Source organism: Mesorhizobium sp. M0571 (assembly GCF_040320985.1).
Classification (GTDB): domain Bacteria; phylum Pseudomonadota; class Alphaproteobacteria; order Rhizobiales; family Rhizobiaceae; genus Mesorhizobium.
On the sequence record NZ_JAMYQT010000032.1, the window covers coordinates 1 to 19,270 of the forward strand.

The window sequence follows — 19,270 nt, forward strand, 5'->3', positions numbered from 1 at the left end:
ACCGTCCTTGAGGACCGCGGCGGCAAGCTCATCAAGGGCCTGCAGGATGTCTTCCCGGATCAGAAGCCGATCGACCGCACCTTCATCAACACCTGGGAAGATGCGCGGGTTGTCGATGCCGTGAAGAAGACGGGCCGCAAGAAGATCATTATGGCGGCGCTTTGGTCGGAGATCTGTCTCGCCATGCCGGCCATCCAGGCTGCGGGCGAAGGCTACGAGGTCTACGCGGTCACCGATGCGTCAGGCGGCGTGAGCGCGGAAGCGCACGACATGGCAGTGCGCCGCATGGTGATGGCAGGCGTCGTTCCAATCACGTGGATGGCGGTGGCCGGTGAATTGCAGCGCGACTGGGCCCGCGAAGAGACGGCGAGGATGGGGGCTGAGATGTTTCTTGAGCATGGCGGTGGCACCGGTATCGCGCTCGCCTGGGAGCTGCAGCTGCTCGGTCAGAAGGCGGGCGGCGGTGCCTGAGCGGCGTCGCACATGACAGAGCGCAGAACCCTCAACCGATCGGAGCATGTCATGACCAGCAGCAACGCAAGCGAAGCCGCAAAAGCGGTCGTTCGCCGCAACACCGAAGAAGTGCAGGGCGGCGGCAATTTCGCGGTGTTCGATGAATTGTTCGCCGAGGACTTCGTCGACCACACACCGCAACCGGGCCGCACGCCCGACAAGGCAGGCGCGAGAGAGCTGTACAAAGTCCTTCGCGCCGCGTTCCCCGACTTCCACGCCGAAATCCATTGGCAGCTTGCCGATGGCGACCGGGTGACGACCTACAAGACCTATCACGGAACGCATCTGGGAGAGTTTTTTGGGGTGACGCCGACGGGCCGAAAAATTCAATTCGAGACCGTCGACGTCATGAGCGTGCGCGATGGGCGGATCGCCGAACATTGGGGCGTCGCCAATCTCTTCTCGCTGATGCAGCAGCTCGGTACCGCACCAGTCAACTGAAATCGATCGTGAGCGAGCGCCGGTACGACCGCGTCCGTCTCCGACTCTGAAGGAACATCAAAATGACCATTGGTATCATTGGCTCGGGCGCGATTGGCACCGCCTTCGCGCGGACGCTGAGCCGGGCGGGTGTCGAGGCCACCATCTCAAACAGCCGTGGCCCGGATTCACTCAAGGATCTGGTCCGCGAGCTCGGGCCATCCATCAGGGCGGGCACCCGCGAGGAAGCGGCACGTGCCGACATCGTCTTCGTCGCTGTGAACTGGACAAAGCTCCCGGCAGCGATGGCAGGTCTTCCGGATTGGAAAGGGCGCATCGTCATTGATGCCAATAATCCGATCGAGGCACCGCTATTCAAGCCCGCAGACCTCGGCGGCCGCGTGTCGAGCGAAGTGTTTGCTGATCTCGTGCCCGGAGCCCGGGTCGTGAAGGCCTTCAATCACCTCCGCGCAGAGCTACTGGCCACTGATCCACGCTCGGACGGCGGACGGCGCGTGCTGTTCTATTCCGGCAACGACACCACGGCCAAAGCAGAGGTCGCATCCCTAATCGAGCGAATCGGATTCGTGGGGATCGATCTTGGCTCGCTGGCGATCGGCGGCAAGCTCGCTCAATTTCCTGGTGGGCCCCTCCCGAACCAGAATCTCGTCAAGGTCGGTTGATTGTTTGCCATTGGCACCAGAGCGGGATGCGATTTCTAGCGGGCCGACCGCCATACGGCTCGATTTTATACGTCCCGCTTAGGTCGGTTCCGGATGACAAACGAAGGTCCGCTCCTGAAAAGCGTCGGGATTGTCGGCCTCTGGAGTCTCTACGACTTTTGCACGGCATATAAACCGTCCGGCCGACCTCAGTCGTACTGGGCGACGCGTAACCCCTCGTGATGGATCGTGCGCGTGGGGTGCCGGGCGGGATAGTTGTGCACCAGAATTATCGTGCTGTATTGCTTCGAGACGAATTATCCATTCAGATGGCCACCATCAGCGAATGTCAGTATCGGTGGTTTTCGATATGGTCGGCCATCTGTGACGGGACGATACGGAACAATACGGGAGACTCTCTGATTCGAGCCCACCAAAAAGCCAATGAAATCAATATCCTTGGCGCATCCTCCGGGCCCACCATTGTCAAAAAAATATCAAAGGCTTACCCGAAAGCCTTCACGGGTGAATTTATTTATCTCGGCTAAGCTCATGGTGTTCGAAGGAAAACATTTGGGGCCCTTTGCGCGTCGATTCTCCTTCTCATCCAAGACACACTCACACCTAATACAGAAATTCTGGCGTCGAAAGGTCGCTCAGCGATCCGTGCGGTGATCGGCGGCAACGACGTGCAAATGGGATGGGTTGAGCCAAAGCAGATGTGTTCCGATAGCGCGCTCAACGTCCGCAAAGGGTCGCGCTCCTAACATTCAGTCAGGCCAAAGCTTGCACGTGCATCCCCGCTTTGTAGCAAACGCCAGGCCTGTTGCTCCTTCAGAATGCTGATGATTCGAATGTCAGAAGCTTTCGCCATGCCGCCAGCATGCGATCAGATGACCGTCGCCGACCTGCCTGACCGGCGGTTCTGATTTTCTGCAGTCGGGGAGAGCTAGGGGGCACCGATCGGCGAAAGAACATCCGCTGCTCGGGAAATCGGCTGCCGTAATGTCGAGCTGAGCCGAGATCTTCGGCGCGGTCTCATCCGAGGACGCCGCCAGCAGGAGTTTCGTATAGGGATGCTTGGGGCCGCGAAAAATCTGGTCGGATGAACCGGTCTCGTCGAGACGGCTGCGATAGAGCACGCTGATCCTGTCAGCCATGTAGCGTACGACCCTGAGGTCCTGGCTGATGAACAGATAGGTCGTGTCCTTGTCCCGCTGCAGGTCGTTGAGAAGGTTGAGAACGGTCGCCTGGATGGAAACGTCGAGCGCCGAGGTGGGCTCGTCCAGCACGACGATTTTCGGCACGCCGGCGAAGGCGCGCGCAATGGCCGCTCGCTGTCGCTGGCCGCAGGACAGCGACCGCGACTTTTGCTCAGCCGTGCTGCTGGCCAGACGAACCGAAGCAAGCAAATCACTGACGTGCTGCTTCACGTCGCGGCGGCGCAGACCGGCAAGCCGCCGCAAAGGGCGGCCCAAAATCCTGCCTATCTTTTGCCGTGGGTTGAGCGTGCGGTCCGGTGATTGGAAGACCATTGCACGTCGCGTCGTTCGCCAAGATTTCTCTTCTCGACGCGCGGTACGACCGTCTTGCCGAACAGCGCGACCGATCCGGTACTTGGGATCTGCAGGCCGGTGACGATCCTCGCCAATGTCGACTTGCCGGAACCGGACTCGCCGATCAGCCCGAATGTTTCGCCCAAGCCGATGCTGACGTCGATCTCGTGCAGCACTGGCTGGCTGCCGAAGGAATGGCTGATGCTTTGCAGGCGATCGCGATCTGACGTTCTTTTGGCGAGCCGGCATTTTCATCCGAGATTGCCGCCGTCGGATCGGGTCCATCCGTCTCAGCCAGCCTTCCGTCCCGCTTGGTATAGTTGAGTGCCGGGATCGAGGCGATGAGCGCCTTTCTGTAAGCATGGCTTGGGTTGTCGAAGACATCGCCGGCGGCGCCGCTTTCGACCACGGTTCCCGACTGCATCACCGCCACCCGGTCGCAGGATCGGCGGATCATGTTGATGTCGTGGCTGATCAGAAGAACGCTGGTTTGTGGTCCCTGCGAAGATCCTGCAGGATGGCGATGATCTCGGACTGGACGCTGGCATCCAACGCCGTCGTCGGCTCGTCCAGCACCAGCAGCGGCGGGTCGAGCGCAATGGCGATGGCGATGTTGGCCTGCTGCCGCATGCCGCCGGACAGTTCGTGCGGATAGAGGCCCAGCACCCGCTCCGGATGGCTGACGCGGACACGCCTGAGCAGTTCGGCGGCGCGCTCGCGCGCCTCGTCGTGGCGAACCGGACGATGCCGCATGATCGTAGACCGCGGCTGCGGCCCGCTCATCGGCTGGCCGGGTAGTATCAGCGTCTCCTGGAAGCTCCGATCTTCATCTGCCCGACGGCGTTTCCGATCGTGAAATCTGTCAGTCCAGCTGGGAAAAATCGACCAGTGCTGTCGATAGTCCTCGAAATCTGGGCAAGATGTCGGAGGCGGTCAGTGCCAGGATCGAGGAGCAAATGCAGGCCGGCAGTTTCCCGGTTCGCCTGAAGGGCGACGACTGGGACAGCGGCGACATCGTTCTAGCCGCTCGATGTGGTTGCCGCAAGCGTGCCAATGGGATGGTTCGAGCGCCCGATCGAGAATGCTGCAGAGGCAATCTGAAGATGCGACGTCCAGCCGAACTGGAGCCATGCTACAAAAATTGCCAGGGCAAAGTCGCACAATCTGGAACTGGCAGAAGGACGTGCCCCTCAAGACCCTTTCGAACCTGAAACGTTTACAAGGTGTGTTCTTAGATTCAGCACGGTGGCCTCGGCCATAGCGCATCGAAGTTACTTTTCATTCGGCTACTGCGCGTCTTCGCGCAACAGAATCGCCAATTTGCTGAATCTTCTGGCAAAAAAACCCAGGGAACCGAGGTTTCTGCATATGTTTTGGCAGGTTTGTGCTTGCCCGTGCTCATATCGTCGGCAGATTTGCCTGGCTTATGATTGGAATTTTTACTTCTAATTTGGCGGCCCGCACAAAAAATATATCCTGCCCCCAGCAGACAGCCAGACATCGAAAGAATGTGGATTGCCGACGACAGGTTCGGCATGCAGGGGAAGGGTTTGACCATGAAACAGGTGAAAGAGTCGACGAACTCACTGACCAGAAGAAAGTTTCTCAAAGGCAGCGCGGCGGCTGCAGGCGCGGCCGTCGGATCGGGTGCGATCGGCGGCTTTCCGACGATCTGGGCCCAGGAGATCAAGGACATTGAACTGCGCCATCTCGGTGTTTCCTACTCGGTGGTGAAGGCCATCGGCGACCAGGCTGCCAAGGATCTCGGCTTCAAGGTGACGATGCAGAATCTCGACACCTCGGCCGCCATCAACCGCTTCATCACCCAGCCGAATTCGGTCGATATCGCCGATCTGGAGGGTTGGCAGGCCAAGCTCGCCGCCAAGCGCGGCGTTATCCAGGGCATCGAAATCAAGAAGATCAAGGAGTTCGACAACATCCTGCCGATCTTCACCAAGGGCGAGATCGACGGCGCCGTCGTGTCGCGGCAGGGCATTTCGCCCTACGAGGCGATGTACATAGAGACGCCGGACGCGACCGAGCTGCATGACGGTGTCACCGACTGGGCGACGTTCCTGCCGCAGGTCTACAATGCGGATTCGATCGGCTACCGACCCGACCTGGTCGGCCATCCGGTCACCGAATGGAAGGAACTGATCGATCCGAAATTCAAGGGCAAGGCGGCGATCCTCGACGTGCCGGCCATCGGCATCATGGACGCCGCGCTGTGTTTCGAGAGCGCCGACCTCATCAAATATGCCAACAAGGGCAACATGACCAAGGCCGAGATCGACTTCACCATCGACAAGCTGATCGAGCTGAAGAAGTCGGGCCACTTCCGCGCCACCTGGACCACATTCGACCAGTCGGTGCAGCTGATGGCGGCCGGCGAGGTCATCATCCAGTCGATGTGGTCGCCAGCCGTCGCCGCGGTGCGCGTCAAGGAGATCCCTTGCGTCTACGCGCCGGTCAACAAGAAGGGCGACAAGGAAGGCTATCGCGGCTGGTGCAACGGCATGGGCCTGATGAAGCACCTCACCGGCAAGAAGCTCGACGCCGCCTACGAATACATCAACTGGTACTATACCGGCTGGCAGGGCGCCTTCGTCGCCCGCTACGGCTACTACAGCCCGGTGCCGACCAAGGCCAAGCCGTTCCTCACCGCCGCCGAGTGGGACTACTGGTACGACGGCAAGCCTGCTCCCGACGAGATCAAGGATCCTTATGGCATCCCGATGGAGAAGGCAGGCACGGTGCGCGATGGCGGCTCCTTCCTCGAGCGGGTCAAGAACATCTCGTGCTGGAACACGCTCATGGACGAGGCGGCCTACATGAACAAGCGCTGGAACGACTTCAAGGTCGCTTGAGATGCTGCAACCGGATCGGGCGCGCCGTGCCCGATCCACACCTTCATCCGAAAATCTTCGGAGAGCCGCGATGGCGCAAAGCGCTGCGTTCAAGCGAAATCTGGCCGGATGGGCCTATGTGGCGCCGCTCGTCGTCGTGCTGATCCCGTTCTTCGTGCTGCCGCTGATCGCCGTGGTGGCGGCGAGCTTCTTCGAGACCGACGGCTTTGGCGGATTGTTCCCGGCCTTCAACCTCGACAATTATACCGAGATCCTGACTTCGGGACTGACGTTCAATCTCTATTACGAGACGATCAAGTTCACCGTGCTGACCTGGTTTTTCAGCCTGCTGATCGGCTTTTTCGTTGCCTATTTCCTCGTCTTCCATGTCAGGAACCCGTTGCTTGCGCTTGGGCTGTTCCTGCTCTGCACCGTGCCGTTCTGGACCTCGAACATCATCCGGATGATTTCCTGGATCCCCTTGCTCGGCAAGGAAGGGCTGGTCAACGCGGCCTTGATCAGGCTCGGTCTGATCGACCAGCCGCTCGAATTCCTGCTGTTTTCGAGCTTCGCGGTGGTGGTCGCCTATGTCCACCAGCTTACCATCTTCATGATCGTGCCGATCTTCAACGCCATGGGCCGCATCGACAAACATGTCGTCGAGGCCGCGGTCGACGCCGGCGCCAGCCGTTTCGACATCATGCGCCTGATCATCGTGCCGCTGTCGAAAAGCGGCATCGCGCTCGGCTCGATCTTCGTCATCTCGATCGTCATGGGCGACTTCTTCGTGGTCAAGGTGATGTCGGGCGGTGGTTCGGCCTCCGTCGTCGGCGCCTTCTACGAGGACATCTCGGTGCTGCAATATCCGACCGCCGCGGCGAGTGCTGTTCTGCTGACGATAATCCTCGTCATCACGGTCGGCCTGATCCTGCGCTTCGTCGACATCCGCAAGGAGATTATGCGATGAGCCTGGCCCGTATCTCGGACGTTACCTCAGCCAGCGCACCGGCGCGCAGGAGCCGGGCGATCGCGCCGGCCAGCGGCCGCCGGCCGTGGACCTTCTACGTGCTTGCCACCTTGTTCACGCTCTATCTGCTGGCGCTCTACGGGCCGATGGCCTGCATCTACATCCTGTCCTTCCAGGATCTGCGCGGCGGGCTGGTGTTCCCGATGAAGGGCCTGTCCCTGCACTGGTTCGTCGACCTGTTCACGCAGGTCCGCACCGGTGACGTCAAAGGCTCCTTCGAGCGCTCGTTCGAGCTTGCGATCGTGGTCACGGTGCTGACCGTGCTCGTGTCGTTCCTGGCCGGGCTTGGCTTTCGCAAGCGCTTCGCCGGCGACACGGTCGTCTTCTATCTGATGATCGGCAGTCTGGTCGCTCCTGGCCTGGTGCTCGGCATTGGTGTCGGGCTCATCTTCAACGCGGTCGGCATCGACGCAAGCCTGTTCACCTCCGCACTAGGCGCGCAGCTTTCATGGACGCTGCCCTTCGGCGTGCTGGTCATGTTCGCCGTCATGTCGCGCTTCGACCACGCATGGGAAGAAGCGGCGCGCGACCTCGGCGCCTCGCCCTGGCAGACGATCCGGCTCGTCGTCATCCCGGTGCTGGCGCCCGGCATCGTCGCTGTCGCGCTGTTCGGCTTCACGCTCTCCTATGACGAATTTGCCCGGACGCTGCAGACGGCCGGCTCGCTCAACACGCTGCCTCTGGAGATCTGGAGCATGACGCTGAACATCACCTCACCGGCGCTCTATGCGCTTGGCACCGTAACCACGATCGTCTCGTTTGTTGTCATCGGGGCAAGCCTCGGCACCATCGCCTTCATGCAGAAACGGCGTGAGGCGCGCGCGCCTGCCGGCCAGCAGGGAGGTGCTGCATGAGCTTCGGCAAGGGCAATATCGAGCTTGCCGGCGTCGCCAAAAGCTATGATGGCTTCGCCTATGCGGTCGACGGCGTCAATCTGAAGATACCGGACGGCGCCTATTGCTGCATCCTCGGCCCGTCAGGCTGCGGCAAGACCACGATCCTGCGCATGATTGCCGGCCATGAGGATCCGACCGTCGGCGAGATCATGATCGGCGGCGAGAACGTCGTCGGCCTGCCGCCGGTCGAGCGCCGCACGGCGATGATGTTCCAGTCCTACGCGCTGTTTCCGCATCTCACGGTGCGCGACAACATCGCCTTCGCGCTCCGGGTTCGCGGGTTGTCGAAGGCCGAGCGCTACACCAAGACCGACGCCATGATCGAGAAGGTGCGGATGACCGAGTTTTCCGATCGTCTCCCGGCGCAGCTTTCCGGCGGCCAGCAGCAGCGCGTGGCGCTTGCGCGCGCGGCGATCACCGAACCGCGGGTGCTGCTGCTCGACGAGCCGCTGTCGGCGCTCGACGAACATCTGCGCATCAGGATGCGCGCCGAACTGCGGCGCATGCAGCGCGAACTCGGCATCACTTTCGTCCATGTCACGCACACCCAGCTCGAGGCCATCGCCCTCGCCGACATGGTCGTCGTCATGGAAAACGGCAAGATCAAGCAGTCCGGTCCGGCGCGCGAAATCTATGCCGCGCCCAAGGATCGCTACGTTGCGGAGTTTCTCGGCGGGCAGAATGTGCTCAGCGGCAAGGTCGGCAAGATCAACGGCACGCGGGCGATGATCGCCAGCCCCGAGATCGCCGGCATTCAGATTCCGATGCACGCCGGTGCCCGGCTGGAGGCCGGCCAGGCGATCGACATCGCGGTGCGGCGCGACGATGTCGAGCTCTTCCGCAAGGGCACGGCACTGTCCGAGCAGGACATGGCGTCGGTGCCGGCGACAATCCTCGGCATCGAGTATCAGGGCAATTTCGTCAAGGTGATGCTGGACGCAGCCGGCGAGGAGGAATTCGTCGCCTATGTGCCGGAGCGCCGTTTTTTCGAGAATCTGTTCGAAGTCGGCGACAGCGTCCTTGCGGCATGGCTGATCGACCGCGCACATTTGCTTGCCTAGACCTCCGTAAGGATTTGGAGCCCGTCATGGAAATCAGTCTCACGCTCAATGCACGCCCGGTCAGCGTCTCGGTCGAACCGGCGATGCTGCTGGTGGAGCTGCTGCGTGAGCAGCTCTCGCTCACCGGAACGCATGTCGGCTGCGACACCAGCCAATGCGGTGCTTGCCTGGTGCATTTCAACGGCGAGTCCGTGAAGAGCTGCACCATGCTCGCGGTCTCGGCCGATGGCGGCTCGGTGATGACGGTCGAAGGCCTGTCGGCCGCCGGGCAGGCGAAGTTGCATCCGATGCAACAGGCCTTCCATGAAAACCATGGACTGCAGTGCGGCTTCTGCACGCCAGGCATGCTGATGAGCGCGGTCGACCTCGTCGGGCGCAATCCCGATCCGAGCGAGGTCGAGGTGCGCGATTGGCTGGAGGGCAATCTCTGCCGCTGCACCGGCTACCACAACATCGTCAAATCGGTGATCGCCGGCGCTGCCGCCATGCGCGATGCGAAGTGAGGGACTCATGAACATGTCAAAAGTGGTCGGCATCGGCGCGTCGCCAAAACGCAAGGAGGATCTGCGCTTCGTCACCGGGCGTGGCAACTACGTCGCCGACATCAAGCGGCCCGGCATGCTGTTCGGCGCGTTCCTGCGCTCGCCGCACGCGCATGCCCGGCTTGGGGCGATCGACGTGACGGCGGCCGGTGCGATGCCGGGCGTGGTGGCGGTCTATACCGGCGAAGACCTGAAAGCCGACAATGTCGGCGGCCTGCCGGTCGGCTGGGGCATCCATGGCAAGGACGGCAACCCGATGAAGGAGCCGCCGCACCCGCCGATCGCGCATGGCAAGGTGCGCCATGTCGGCGACGCCGTCGCCTTCGTGGTGGCGGAAACGGTCGAGCAGGCGCGGAGCGCGGTGGAGGCGATCGACGTCCAGTACGAGATCCTGCCCGCCGTGGTCAGCGTCGTCGAAGCCTTGCAGGCGGGGGCGCCCGCCGTCTATGACGACATTCCGGACAATCTTTGCTGCGACTGGGAACTGGGCGACGCCGCCGCCGTCGAGGCGGCTTTCATTGACGCCGCGCATGTCGCCAGCATCGAGCTGGTCAACAACCGCCTTATCGGCAATCCGATGGAGCCACGCGCGGCGATCGGCGAGTACGATTTCGCCACCGGCCAGCACACGCTGTGGACCACCAGCCAGTTTCCGCATGTGGTGCGCTTCTTGATGGGCGAGTTCGTGCTTCATATCCCCCAGCACAAATTACGCGTCGTGGCGCCCGACGTCGGCGGTGGTTTCGGCGTCAAGCAGTTCCACTATGCCGAGGAAGCCGTCGTCACCTGGGCCGCCGCCAAGCTCGGGCTGCCGGTCAAGTGGGTATGCGAGCGGTCGGAAGGTTTTGTCTCCGATGCCCATGGCCGCGACCATTTTACCGAGGCCGACCTGGCCCTCGACGAGAGCGGCAAATTTCTGGGTTTGAGGGTGCGCACGCTCGCCAATATGGGGGGCTACCTCTCGACCTTCGGGCCCAATATCCCGACCAATCTTTATGCCCCGCTGCTGTCGGGGGTCTATCGCATGCCGGCGATCCACTGCTCGGTCAAGGTGGTGTTCACCAACACCGTTCCCGTCGATGCCTATCGCGGCGCCGGGCGGCCTGAAGCGACCTTCGTGCTGGAACGTCTGGTCGATGTAGCGGCGATCGAGATGGGCATCGACAAGCGCGCGATCCGACGTCGCAACATGATCCCGACAGAGGCCTATCCCTATCAGACGCCGGTCATCGTCGAGTATGACAGCGGCGATCCGATGGGTTGCCTCGACCGGGCCGAGAAGCTCGCCGATGTGGAAGGCTTCGAGCAGCGGCGGCTGGAATCGGCGCACCGCGGCAAATATCGCGGCCTCGGACTCTCCACCTACGTCGAAGCCTGTGGGCTTGCGCCATCGCGGCTCGCCGGCAGTCTCGGGGCGCGCGGTGGTCTCTACGAAAGTGCCACGGTGCGAGTGCATCCAACCGGCGCCGTCACCGTGCTGATCGGCACCCACAATCACGGCCAGGGCCACGAGACGACCTTCGCGCAGATCGTCTCGGATCGTCTTGGCGTGCCGTTCGAGGATATCGACATCGTCTGCGGCGACACCGCCAAGGTGCAGTTCGGCATGGGCACCTACGGCTCGCGCTCGCTCGTCGTCGGTGGCGCAGCGCTTTCGAAGGCGGCCGACAAGGTGATCCTGAAGGGGAGGAAGATCGCGGCACACCAGCTCGAGGCCGACCTAGGGGATATCGTCTTCGACGCCGGGGAGTTCTCCGTCGCCGGCACGGATCGCAAGAAGAAGTTCACCGAGATCGCCGGTGCGGCCTATGTGCCGTTCGACTATCCGCTGGAAACGCTCGAGCCCGGGCTTGAGGAGCAATCCTACTACGACCCGGTCAACTTCACCTATCCCGGCGGGGCGCATTTCGCCGAAGTCGAGATCGACCCTGACACCGGCACGGTGACGCTCGAGCGCTATACCGCCGTCGACGATGTCGGCACGATCATCAATCCGATGATCGTCGAGGGTCAGTTGCAAGGCGGCATCGCCCAGGGCGTCGGCCAGGCGCTGTTCGAGCACGGCGTCTACGACGAGAGCTCCGGACAGCTGCTCTCCGGGTCCTTCATGGACTATTGCATGCCGCGCGCCGACAATTTCCCGGCGATCGTCGTTGCGCCGCACTCCACCACCTGCACACATACGCCGATGGGCGTGAAGGGCTGCGGCGAGTGCGGCACCATCGGCTCACCAGCTGCCGTCATCAACGCCGTGGTCGACGCCCTGCAGCCGCTGGGCATCACCCATGTCGATATGCCGGCCACGCCGAACCGGATCTGGAACATCATCCGCAATTCGCGCGCCGCGCTCGCGGCCGAATGAGGAGGCTTCGATGAAATCCTTCGCCTATCTGAAGCCCGCGACGACCGTGGCGGCGGCCGCTCTGCTGGCCAAGCACGACGATGCCAAAATCCTGGCCGGCGGCATGACCTTGCTGCCTACCATGAAGCAAAGCCTGGCCGCGCCGGCCGCGATCATCGATCTCTCGGCGGTGGCAGCACTTCGCGAGATCGAATTGGAGGAGGGCGCGTTGGTGGTCGGCGCCATGGCGCGCCACTACGACGTGGCGTCCTCCGCGCTGGTGCGGGCGCATATCCCCGCACTGGCCGCGCTCGCCGGGCAGATCGGCGACCCGCAAGTGCGCCATCGCGGCACGATCGGCGGTTCCGTCGCCAACAACGATCCAGCCGCCGATTATCCGGCGGCGATCCTGGCGCTTGATGCCACCGTGATCACGACCAGGCGGACGGTCGCCGCCGCCGCATTCTTCGTCGACATGTTCGAGACGGCGCTCGAACCCGGGGAAATCGTTACCGGTTTCCGCATCCCGGTTGCCGAAATGGCGGCCTACGCGAAATTCCGCAGCCCGGCGTCGCGCTATGCGCTTGTCGGCGTGTTCGTCGCACGGACGGCCGGAAAGGTGCGTGTCGCCGTCACCGGTGCGGCCTCGTCGGTTTTCAGGGCGCTCGACGTCGAGGCGGCGCTGCAGGAGCGGTTCGATCCGGATGCGCTCGACCGCGTCTCGATGGATCCATCGGGATTGAATTCCGATATCCACGCGGATCGCGACTATCGCGCCAATCTGGTGATGGTCATGGCACGGCGAGCGGTAGCGGCTGCGCTTCAAAACGCCGGCCAGGGTGCAACAAAAGGACAATAGCGGCCGGCCGGCGCGGTTCGGCCGCGCGAGTCCGGCCCGGGAGGGCTTATGACCGTCAATCCAGCCAATTTCGGCGCGGCCAGCGCGCCGGGCGACCTTGCGCGTCTTTCCGCCGCCGACATGGTCGCCGGCTACAGAGCAGGCCGTTTCGACGCTGTCGACGTGATCGACGATACGGTGTCGGCGCTCCGCCGCGCGGACGCTGTCTGCGACATCGTGGTGACCGACCTTTATGACGAGGCTGTTTCCGCCGCCAAGGTGATCGCACAGCGCTACCGAAAGGGCATTGAGAACCGTGCGCTGGCGGGCGTTCCTATCACCGTCAAGGATCTCGTCTTCGTCGCCGGTAAACCGGCGAAAGCGGGCGCACCTTCGCTCGCCGGTTTCGTGCCTGAGGTCGATGCGCATGTCGTGCGCCGCCTGCGTGACGCCGGCGCCATCGTAACCTGCAAAACGACCACCTGTGAATCCGGCTACAAGCTCACCGCCGACAGTCCCGTCAGCGGCGTCACCCGCAATCCCTGGTCACCGGACCGCACCAGTGGCGGCTCCAGCGGCGGTGCCGCCGCCGGTGTCGCCGCCGGCTGCGGCCCGCTGGCGATTGGCACCGACGGCGTCGGTTCAATCCGCGTCCCGGCTTCGTTCTGCGGGGTCTTTGGTCTCAAGCCGACTTTTGGCCTCGTTTCGCGCGCGCCCGGCTTCTTCCCGCCGTCATGGGCATCGCTTGCGCATACCGGCCCGATCGCGCGGACGGTCGCGGACGCGGCCCGGCTGCTGGAGACAATTGCGGGCTACGACGTGCGCGACGCCGCCTCGCTCGCCTTGAAGCCACAGGAGTATTCAAGGACCCCGGCGTCAGCCAGGGGCCTGCGTGTCGCTCTCTCTGTCGATTTCGGCTACGCGCCGGTCGACCGCCAAGTCCGGGCGGCGTTTATCGCTGCCGTGGATATCCTGGCGTCCGCCGGGGCCGAACTCGTCGAGGTGCCTTTCGCCCTCGACCCGCATATGCTGGACAAGGTGCTCAAGCCGATCGCCTTCACGGAGCAAGCGGCATCGGTCGGCGATCGCGCTGAGGATGCGTTTATCGATTCGGACGACGAGTTTCGCGCGGTTCTTCGAAAGGGCCTCAGCTACAGCGGTGCGGACTATATGGCGGCGACGCATCTGCGCACACGGCTGAGGAGCCAGTTCGTCGAACTGTTTCGCACCGTCGACCTATTGCTGACGCCGACAGTCGCGGTGACAGCCTTCGCGGCCGGCACTCTCGGCGCTTCCCGTGTCGATGGGCAACCGGTCGACGCGCATCTGGGCTGGTCGCCCTTCACCTGGCCGGTCAATCTGTGCGGCCTGCCAGCCGCGACGATCCCTTGCGGGCGCGATGCCTCGGGTCTGCCGATCGGCCTGCAGATGATCGCGCCATGGATGCGGGAGACCTCCATCATTGCTCTCGCCGGGGCCTTCGAGCAGGCGCAGCCCTGGGCGCAGGAATGGCCACCGCTCAACTGATTGGTTCTTCGCTGTCGGCTTCGCGCAAGTCCGGCATCAGCACACCACCGATCTCGCGGCTGATATTGAGATAATGCGAAAGATAGTCGTACAGCGCCTTGGCGGCCGGTGTGGTCGCACCTTGCGCCTTGTAGAGCAGCAGGTCGACTTTTGGCAGTGTCGGAAATTCAACTCTGGCGACGATCTCGCGCATGCCCGAAACGAGCGCGCTGCGGCCGAGAACGGTGACGGCCATACCCGAAAACACCGCGGCTTGGAGGCCGCTGACGCTTTCGCTGACACAGGCGATGCGCCAGGGGCGGCCCGCCATTTCGAGGTGCTCGATGGCGTGGTCGCGATAGATGTTGCCAGGCGGCAGCAGTGCCAGCGGCAAGGGTGTCTCGATATGCGCCGTTGAGTGTTCCCCGGTGACCCAGACGAGCTGTTCCTGACGCACGACCCGCCCGCCGATGAAGTCGTTCATCCGCGTGACCAGCGCGATGTCGATTTCGCCGCGATGGACCTGCGCGACCAGCGGCGTCGACAGCGAGCATTGAAGCTGGACCTGGACGCGCGGGAAGGCGCGCTGGAATACGGCCAGGATCGACGGCAGCAGATAGGCAGCATAGAGGTCGGGGGTGCCGAGGATCACCTGGCCTTCGATATCGGGCGATGAGAGCCGCGACAGCAGCTCGTCGTGCAGGCGAAGAATCGAATTTGCATAAGAAAGCACCAGCCTGCCATCGGAAGTGAGCACCATCTTGCGTCCGTCATGACGGAACAGGTTGCAGCCGCAAATGTCGTCGAGCCGCTGAAGTTGCAGGGTAATGGCCGGCTGTGAGCGGCTGAGGCGCCGCGCCGTCTCCGTAATGCTGCCGGTTTCCGCGACACATTGCAGAGACCGGAGCATTCGTATGTCGACGCTGATGAGGTTCATAAACGTGCCCGAGCCAGATCCGATATGGCCGGTCTATTTTCATGCAAGATTCATTCCAAATCTGGTGCCCATGCTTATGGCTTCCACCACTCGGCGGATGGCTGCCTGTCACAATGCAACCAATTTTGCAGAGGCAGACGAGATGATGCCTTCACAGCCAGTATGAGGGCAGTACCACATTTTCTGTGGACAATCCACAGAAGCCATGCGTAAGATTTCCCAGTTCGGAACGGCAGGGTGAGCGGTTAGTTCGCTCCAAGCAGAATGGAGACCGGTCGGTCGATGAGCAGTGGAGCGCATTTGCCAACGAAGGATGGGAGCCTGCAGCGGTCTGCCTCACCGATGCAGGAGAAGGACCGGCTTTCCAAAGCGGTTCGCCAACAGCGCATCATGGCGCAACTGGCTGCGGCACCCACATTGCGGGCCACCGAACTGGCGGTGGCTTTGAGCGTCTCCGGGGAGACCATCCGCAGGGATCTGCTGGAACTGCATGAACAGGGGCTAATCAACCGCACCTATGGCGGCGCTTCTCGCCCATTTGCGTTTGAGGCGGCGCGCAGTGACCGTCGCCGGATAATGGTCGCGGAACGGGAAGCCATTGCTTCCGCGGTTTCGGCAAGGATACTTCCGAAGGAAGTACTGATGCTGGGCGGCGGCGCCACCACCTATCACGTCGCCCGGTTCCTGGCGGCCCGCAACCGGGACATCACGGTCATCACCCACGACTTCGCCAGTGCCAGCGCGCTTGGCACCAACCCAACCATCCGCGTGTTGTTCTGCGCCGGCAGGCTTCATCCCGGCGAGGGATATCTGCTCGGTGCGCAGACCATCGCCAGCATCAACGGCTACGAGGCCAACCGGGCAATCGTGGGCGCGACCGGCATCAGCGCGCGAGGCATATACGACGCCGACGAAGAGGCCGGTGCCGTCTACAACGCCATGATCGAGCGCGCTGCCGAGGCGATCGTGGTCGCCGACCATAGCAAGTTCGATCAACTCGCCGTCTCAGTCTGTGCACGATGGAATGAGGTCGACCGCCTCGTCACCGACAAACAGCCTTCAGGAACGCTGGCCGCGGCACTGCGCAAGGCGGGGACCGACGTCATCGTTGCGGGAGTGTCAGAAATGAGCGAATAAAAACAAATAGTTGTCAACAGGGAGGTTGAGGACAGGAACCAAGCATGATGCACAATCCGGGTATTCGCACCAGACTGGTAACACAACGGCAGATCCAGATTGGCCGTCTTTTCGTTGATCTGGCAGTTGCCGAACGCCAGCTCGTCTGCAGCCGGGAACGCGTGGCCGGTGTGCGTGACCAGTCCTATATGCTGGTCGTACCCTTGAGCGAACGTCTCCACTATAGCCAGGCCGGGCGTTCAGGCACGATCGATGCCGGCGAGTACATTCTTCTGAGCCAGATGGAGTTTTATGAGATTTCCTCGGACACCGAGGCACTCCTGCTGATGGTTCGGATTCCGGCAGTGGAGCTGAGAGGGCGCCTTGCCTCGGTCGACGATCACATAGGCTGCCGCTTTGACGCCAACCGGCAGATGACGCTCTTGCTGGTCGACCTGCTGCGCAGAGTGGTGGACCTGTTCGCCGATTGCCCTCCGCCCAATCCGGAGGCATTGGCCACCGAGATCCTCGGTTTTATTGCTCTTGCCATTGGCGCAGAGGATCGTGGTTCGACCCTTGACGTGCGCAACGCCCGCTACCGCCTGCGCCGCCGCATCTTCGATTTCATCGAGACCAATCTCGGCAACCAGGATCTTTCGCCGCGAAAGATCGCCGCCAGCAGCCGGATATCCCTCAGCTATCTCTACAGCCTGTTCAACGACGACGACACGACGGTTGGTCAATTTATGCAGGTCAAGCGTCTTCAGCGCGCTTACGAGTTGCTGGTCGCCGATCCGAAGGGACACCTCACGGTCTCCGAGATCGCCTACCGGGTCGGTTTCAAGAACGTCTCCCATTTCTCCCGCACCTTCAGCCGGCATTTCGGCATGGCTCCACGCGAAGCGCATCAACTCGCTCGGCCGCTCGCTTCGGGGTCGTCCATTCCTCTTTCCGGGGGAGAAGCCGACAGGGCGGGTGCCGGTGCTTTCGCATCCGGCGCCTGGAATGCCGCGCAAGAGGCGCTGCACGAAGCCATTTAACGGGTTCGCCAGCGGAACGGCTGCGCTTGCCTCAAATGGCGCGCAGCCAGGCCTCCCAACGCGGGTCGTACATGACATCGCGTGCGCGCATGTACTTCCAGACACCGTATTTCTGGTAGTCGAAATCCCAGGTCTTGAGCTTGCGATTCACCACCGCCCAGGACGCCCATTTAACGTCGGCCAATGCGCGGTTGAGCATGACGCGGGCGACAATATCGGGGTTGGTCGAGCCATAATATTGCTCGACCAGCTCAAGGATGAGTTTCTCGTCGAAGAACATTTCCGCGAACAGGACGCCGAGTTCATAGGCGCGCTCATTGTTGGACGCGAACTCGTAGTCGATCAGCTTCATCGGCAGCTGGCCTGCGCTGTCGAGGCCGATCAGGAAATTGCCGGGCATGGGGTCGTTGAAGCAGGGAACGAGGTCCAGGCCGGACGCCATGAATGCGGATCTGGCTTGCTCATAGCGGTGTTCGATCCAGGGCATGGCTGGCGGAAAATGCGAGCCGAGTTGGCGGCCATGGTCGATGTGCTCGTCGATCATGTCGAAGATGGTTTTGGTCAGCGATAGCGCCGGGCCGGCATGAACACGGCGATAGATGTCGAGAACCGCGCTCTGGATCGCGGCACTGGAGAAATCCGCATTGGTGCAGGCCCGATATCCCTGAAGGAATTCGCTGATCTCGACGCCGTCGCCAGGGTCGAAGAACACGACCTGGGGGCCTACGCCAATGGAATGCGCGTTGCGTGCAGCTTGGTTGGCGACCACGCGATCGACGAACATTTCCGAACCCGCGCCCGGCACCTTGACGAAATAGCTTCGGCTGTCTCCGGCGACCTCGACGACCCAATTCTGGTTCATAAGGCCACCGACGAGCGCGGCGTAGCTGATATCGCGGCCTCGCCATTGTGGCACCCGACCAACCGCGTGCTCCAGTGCATGTTCGTGGTCGTTGCTGGCTTGACCAAGGGCCTTCCTGATCGACATCAGACCCTCCGCAGCGCCTGGCCGAAGCGCGGCTCTCGCAGCGCCATTCGGCAACGCAGGAATCGCCAGCTGGCGAATTTGTAGAATTCATGCGTATCGCGCGACGACTTCGCCGCAACCAGCGCCCCGATCAGGCCCCAACGCAAATCATCGGCGATACCGTAGAGCCACGCCCGGTTGAAGGCTCTTTCGTCGAAGCCGCCGGTCATGCGGGAAAAGGCGTCGCGCGCTTCGGGCATCTCGTCGAAGGCCTCGACAAGAAAACTGCCGAGATCTTCCAGCGGATCGGCATTGGCCGCCCGGTCCCAGTCGACCAGCCGTACCTCGCCGGCATCGCTGATCAGCACGTTGGAAATGTTGCCGTCGCCATGGATCGGAACCGCTTTTGCCGCGACCGGCCGCATGGCTTCGGCGGCGAGTTGCAGTTCCGCCAGCAGCCAGCCCGCATCCGACGGCAGCACGGCGCACGCCGCAATCGCATCGGCATGAAAACGCTCGATCTCGTCGAATACGCTGGCTGTGCGCGGCAATGGTGGGCCATCCTGGAAACGCTGTCGAGCGGCGAGGATCTTGTCGACGATGGCGGTATCGAGCAGCCGGTCGAGCGTGCCGACGCGCCAGCCCTTGTCGAGATCCTCCATCACCAGCATGCCGGAGGCAATATCGGCCTTGAGCACCCTCGGTCCGATGCCGAGATCGGAAGCCCGCTGCGCTGCCTCGAAGGCGCAGGCGACATCGATATAGAAGACCGCATCGGGGTCCATCAGTTTGACGAACAGGGTCTCGCCGCTCGCCGTGTCGCTGACACGCCAGGGCGAGCCATCGACACCGCGCCAACTTGGCGAGGCGAGGACGGGCAGGGCGGGTTCGGCCACGACGGCGCGCTCTTGCCAACCGGGCAGCGAGCGGATGCTCGCCTGAACCAAAGTTTGCTCCTCGTCGAATCTGCTCATACTGCCTTGGCTCGTCTGCTTTGCGGAC

Annotated in this window: 19 protein-coding genes and 1 pseudogene; 13 read left to right on the forward strand and 7 right to left on the reverse strand. The window is 62.4% G+C overall.

What is annotated here, in order from left to right:
* The 3 genes from NKI85_RS27430 to NKI85_RS27440 form a co-directional block, all read left to right on the forward strand.
* Positions 1-471: isochorismatase family protein (locus NKI85_RS27430; protein ID WP_352779080.1), on the forward strand; the 471-nt coding region annotated here is incomplete at its 5' end.
* Positions 472-522: 51 nt separating this feature from the next.
* On the forward strand, positions 523-954 hold the full coding sequence (locus tag NKI85_RS27435; protein WP_352779083.1) for an ester cyclase: 432 nt from the start codon (positions 523-525) through the stop codon (positions 952-954).
* A gap of 62 nt (positions 955-1,016) precedes the next feature.
* Positions 1,017-1,616: an NADPH-dependent F420 reductase gene (locus tag NKI85_RS27440; RefSeq protein WP_352779086.1), complete on the forward strand. Its 600-nt coding sequence runs from the start codon at positions 1,017-1,019 to the stop codon at positions 1,614-1,616.
* An 836-nt stretch (positions 1,617-2,452) separates the two neighbouring features.
* On the opposite strand, the gene NKI85_RS27445 is transcribed toward NKI85_RS27440, so the two are convergent.
* From NKI85_RS27445 to NKI85_RS27460, 4 genes and pseudogenes are all read right to left on the reverse strand, one after another.
* Positions 2,453-2,755, reverse strand: a complete 303-nt coding sequence (locus NKI85_RS27445; RefSeq protein ID WP_352779141.1) for an oligopeptide/dipeptide ABC transporter ATP-binding protein — start codon at positions 2,753-2,755, stop codon at positions 2,453-2,455.
* A gap of 171 nt (positions 2,756-2,926) precedes the next feature.
* A pseudogene (locus NKI85_RS27450) lies at positions 2,927-3,327 on the reverse strand (ATP-binding cassette domain-containing protein); the annotation flags it as partial.
* Complete coding sequence (locus NKI85_RS27455) at positions 3,276-3,608, reverse strand: ABC transporter ATP-binding protein (protein ID WP_352779089.1); 333 nt, start codon at positions 3,606-3,608, stop codon at positions 3,276-3,278. The pseudogene NKI85_RS27450 and the gene NKI85_RS27455, both read right to left, overlap by 52 nt.
* A gap of 17 nt (positions 3,609-3,625) precedes the next feature.
* Positions 3,626-3,934, reverse strand: coding sequence for an ATP-binding cassette domain-containing protein (locus tag NKI85_RS27460; protein WP_352779092.1), 309 nt, complete (start codon positions 3,932-3,934; stop codon positions 3,626-3,628).
* A 773-nt stretch (positions 3,935-4,707) separates the two neighbouring features.
* Between NKI85_RS27460 and NKI85_RS27465 the strand changes: the two genes are divergently transcribed.
* The 8 genes from NKI85_RS27465 (at position 4,708) to NKI85_RS27500 (ending at position 14,229) form a co-directional block, all read left to right on the forward strand.
* Entirely contained in the window at positions 4,708-6,018 is a 1,311-nt protein-coding gene (locus NKI85_RS27465) for an ABC transporter substrate-binding protein (protein ID WP_352527282.1), read from the forward strand.
* Between the two features lie 70 nt (positions 6,019-6,088).
* Positions 6,089-6,964, forward strand: coding sequence for an ABC transporter permease (locus NKI85_RS27470; RefSeq protein ID WP_352779095.1), 876 nt, complete (start codon positions 6,089-6,091; stop codon positions 6,962-6,964).
* A complete protein-coding gene (locus NKI85_RS27475) occupies positions 6,961-7,878 on the forward strand; it encodes an ABC transporter permease (RefSeq protein ID WP_352779098.1) in 918 nt (305 codons plus the stop codon). Before NKI85_RS27470 ends, NKI85_RS27475 begins: the two co-directional genes overlap by 4 nt.
* Positions 7,875-8,981, forward strand: a complete 1,107-nt coding sequence (locus NKI85_RS27480; RefSeq protein WP_352779101.1) for an ABC transporter ATP-binding protein — start codon at positions 7,875-7,877, stop codon at positions 8,979-8,981. Before NKI85_RS27475 ends, NKI85_RS27480 begins: the two co-directional genes overlap by 4 nt.
* A 26-nt stretch (positions 8,982-9,007) precedes the next feature.
* A complete protein-coding gene (locus NKI85_RS27485; RefSeq protein ID WP_352527286.1) occupies positions 9,008-9,484 on the forward strand; it encodes a (2Fe-2S)-binding protein in 477 nt (158 codons plus the stop codon).
* 13 nt (positions 9,485-9,497) lie between these two features.
* Positions 9,498-11,885: a xanthine dehydrogenase family protein molybdopterin-binding subunit gene (locus NKI85_RS27490; protein WP_352527308.1), complete on the forward strand. Its 2,388-nt coding sequence runs from the start codon at positions 9,498-9,500 to the stop codon at positions 11,883-11,885.
* A gap of 10 nt (positions 11,886-11,895) precedes the next feature.
* Positions 11,896-12,723, forward strand: a complete 828-nt coding sequence (locus NKI85_RS27495) for an FAD binding domain-containing protein (protein WP_352779103.1) — start codon at positions 11,896-11,898, stop codon at positions 12,721-12,723.
* A gap of 48 nt (positions 12,724-12,771) precedes the next feature.
* The gene (locus NKI85_RS27500; RefSeq protein WP_352527288.1) at positions 12,772-14,229 is read left to right on the forward strand and encodes an amidase; all 1,458 of its coding nucleotides are present in this window, start codon (positions 12,772-12,774) and stop codon (positions 14,227-14,229) included.
* Here NKI85_RS27500 and NKI85_RS27505 read toward each other — a convergent pair.
* Entirely contained in the window at positions 14,222-15,145 is a 924-nt protein-coding gene (locus NKI85_RS27505) for a LysR substrate-binding domain-containing protein (protein WP_352779105.1), read from the reverse strand. The two genes, NKI85_RS27500 and NKI85_RS27505, sit on opposite strands and share 8 nt — an antisense overlap.
* A 342-nt stretch (positions 15,146-15,487) precedes the next feature.
* Here NKI85_RS27505 and NKI85_RS27510 point away from each other — a divergent pair, with 342 nt between their 5' ends.
* Both NKI85_RS27510 and NKI85_RS27515 read left to right on the forward strand, forming a co-directional pair.
* Complete coding sequence (locus tag NKI85_RS27510) at positions 15,488-16,282, forward strand: DeoR/GlpR family DNA-binding transcription regulator (protein WP_352779107.1); 795 nt, start codon at positions 15,488-15,490, stop codon at positions 16,280-16,282.
* A gap of 44 nt (positions 16,283-16,326) precedes the next feature.
* Positions 16,327-17,301 carry an AraC family transcriptional regulator gene (locus tag NKI85_RS27515; protein ID WP_352779109.1) on the forward strand — a complete coding sequence of 325 codons (975 nt, stop codon included), beginning with the start codon at positions 16,327-16,329 and terminating at the stop codon, positions 17,299-17,301.
* A 31-nt stretch (positions 17,302-17,332) separates the two neighbouring features.
* Here the strand turns inward: NKI85_RS27515 and NKI85_RS27520 are convergent, their stop codons facing one another.
* Both NKI85_RS27520 and NKI85_RS27525 read right to left on the reverse strand, forming a co-directional pair.
* Positions 17,333-18,289 (reverse strand): phosphotransferase, encoded by a 957-nt coding sequence (locus NKI85_RS27520; RefSeq protein WP_352779111.1) that lies wholly within the window; start codon positions 18,287-18,289, stop codon positions 17,333-17,335.
* Positions 18,289-19,242 (reverse strand): phosphotransferase, encoded by a 954-nt coding sequence (locus NKI85_RS27525; RefSeq protein WP_352779113.1) that lies wholly within the window; start codon positions 19,240-19,242, stop codon positions 18,289-18,291. The genes NKI85_RS27520 and NKI85_RS27525 overlap by 1 nt, the downstream gene beginning before the upstream one ends.
* Between the last annotated feature and the right edge of the window lie 28 nt (positions 19,243-19,270).

Excerpts from the sequence above, each read along its gene's own strand:
- NKI85_RS27435 (WP_352779083.1), top strand. The coding sequence starts at position 523 with ATGACCAGCAGCAACGCAAGCGAAGCCGCAAAAGCGGTCGTTCGCCGC.
- NKI85_RS27440 (WP_352779086.1), top strand. The coding sequence starts at position 1,017 with ATGACCATTGGTATCATTGGCTCGGGCGCGATTGGCACCGCCTTCGCG.
- NKI85_RS27445 (WP_352779141.1), bottom strand. The coding sequence starts at position 2,755 with ATGGCTGACAGGATCAGCGTGCTCTATCGCAGCCGTCTCGACGAGACC.
- NKI85_RS27455 (WP_352779089.1), bottom strand. The coding sequence starts at position 3,608 with ATGATCCGCCGATCCTGCGACCGGGTGGCGGTGATGCAGTCGGGAACC.
- NKI85_RS27460 (WP_352779092.1), bottom strand. The coding sequence starts at position 3,934 with ATGAGCGGGCCGCAGCCGCGGTCTACGATCATGCGGCATCGTCCGGTT.
- NKI85_RS27465 (WP_352527282.1), top strand. The coding sequence starts at position 4,708 with ATGAAACAGGTGAAAGAGTCGACGAACTCACTGACCAGAAGAAAGTTT.
- NKI85_RS27470 (WP_352779095.1), top strand. The coding sequence starts at position 6,089 with ATGGCGCAAAGCGCTGCGTTCAAGCGAAATCTGGCCGGATGGGCCTAT.
- NKI85_RS27475 (WP_352779098.1), top strand. The coding sequence starts at position 6,961 with ATGAGCCTGGCCCGTATCTCGGACGTTACCTCAGCCAGCGCACCGGCG.
- NKI85_RS27480 (WP_352779101.1), top strand. The coding sequence starts at position 7,875 with ATGAGCTTCGGCAAGGGCAATATCGAGCTTGCCGGCGTCGCCAAAAGC.
- NKI85_RS27485 (WP_352527286.1), top strand. The coding sequence starts at position 9,008 with ATGGAAATCAGTCTCACGCTCAATGCACGCCCGGTCAGCGTCTCGGTC.
- NKI85_RS27490 (WP_352527308.1), top strand. The coding sequence starts at position 9,498 with ATGTCAAAAGTGGTCGGCATCGGCGCGTCGCCAAAACGCAAGGAGGAT.
- NKI85_RS27495 (WP_352779103.1), top strand. The coding sequence starts at position 11,896 with ATGAAATCCTTCGCCTATCTGAAGCCCGCGACGACCGTGGCGGCGGCC.
- NKI85_RS27500 (WP_352527288.1), top strand. The coding sequence starts at position 12,772 with ATGACCGTCAATCCAGCCAATTTCGGCGCGGCCAGCGCGCCGGGCGAC.
- NKI85_RS27505 (WP_352779105.1), bottom strand. The coding sequence starts at position 15,145 with ATGAACCTCATCAGCGTCGACATACGAATGCTCCGGTCTCTGCAATGT.
- NKI85_RS27510 (WP_352779107.1), top strand. The coding sequence starts at position 15,488 with ATGCAGGAGAAGGACCGGCTTTCCAAAGCGGTTCGCCAACAGCGCATC.
- NKI85_RS27515 (WP_352779109.1), top strand. The coding sequence starts at position 16,327 with ATGATGCACAATCCGGGTATTCGCACCAGACTGGTAACACAACGGCAG.
- NKI85_RS27520 (WP_352779111.1), bottom strand. The coding sequence starts at position 18,289 with ATGTCGATCAGGAAGGCCCTTGGTCAAGCCAGCAACGACCACGAACAT.
- NKI85_RS27525 (WP_352779113.1), bottom strand. The coding sequence starts at position 19,242 with ATGAGCAGATTCGACGAGGAGCAAACTTTGGTTCAGGCGAGCATCCGC.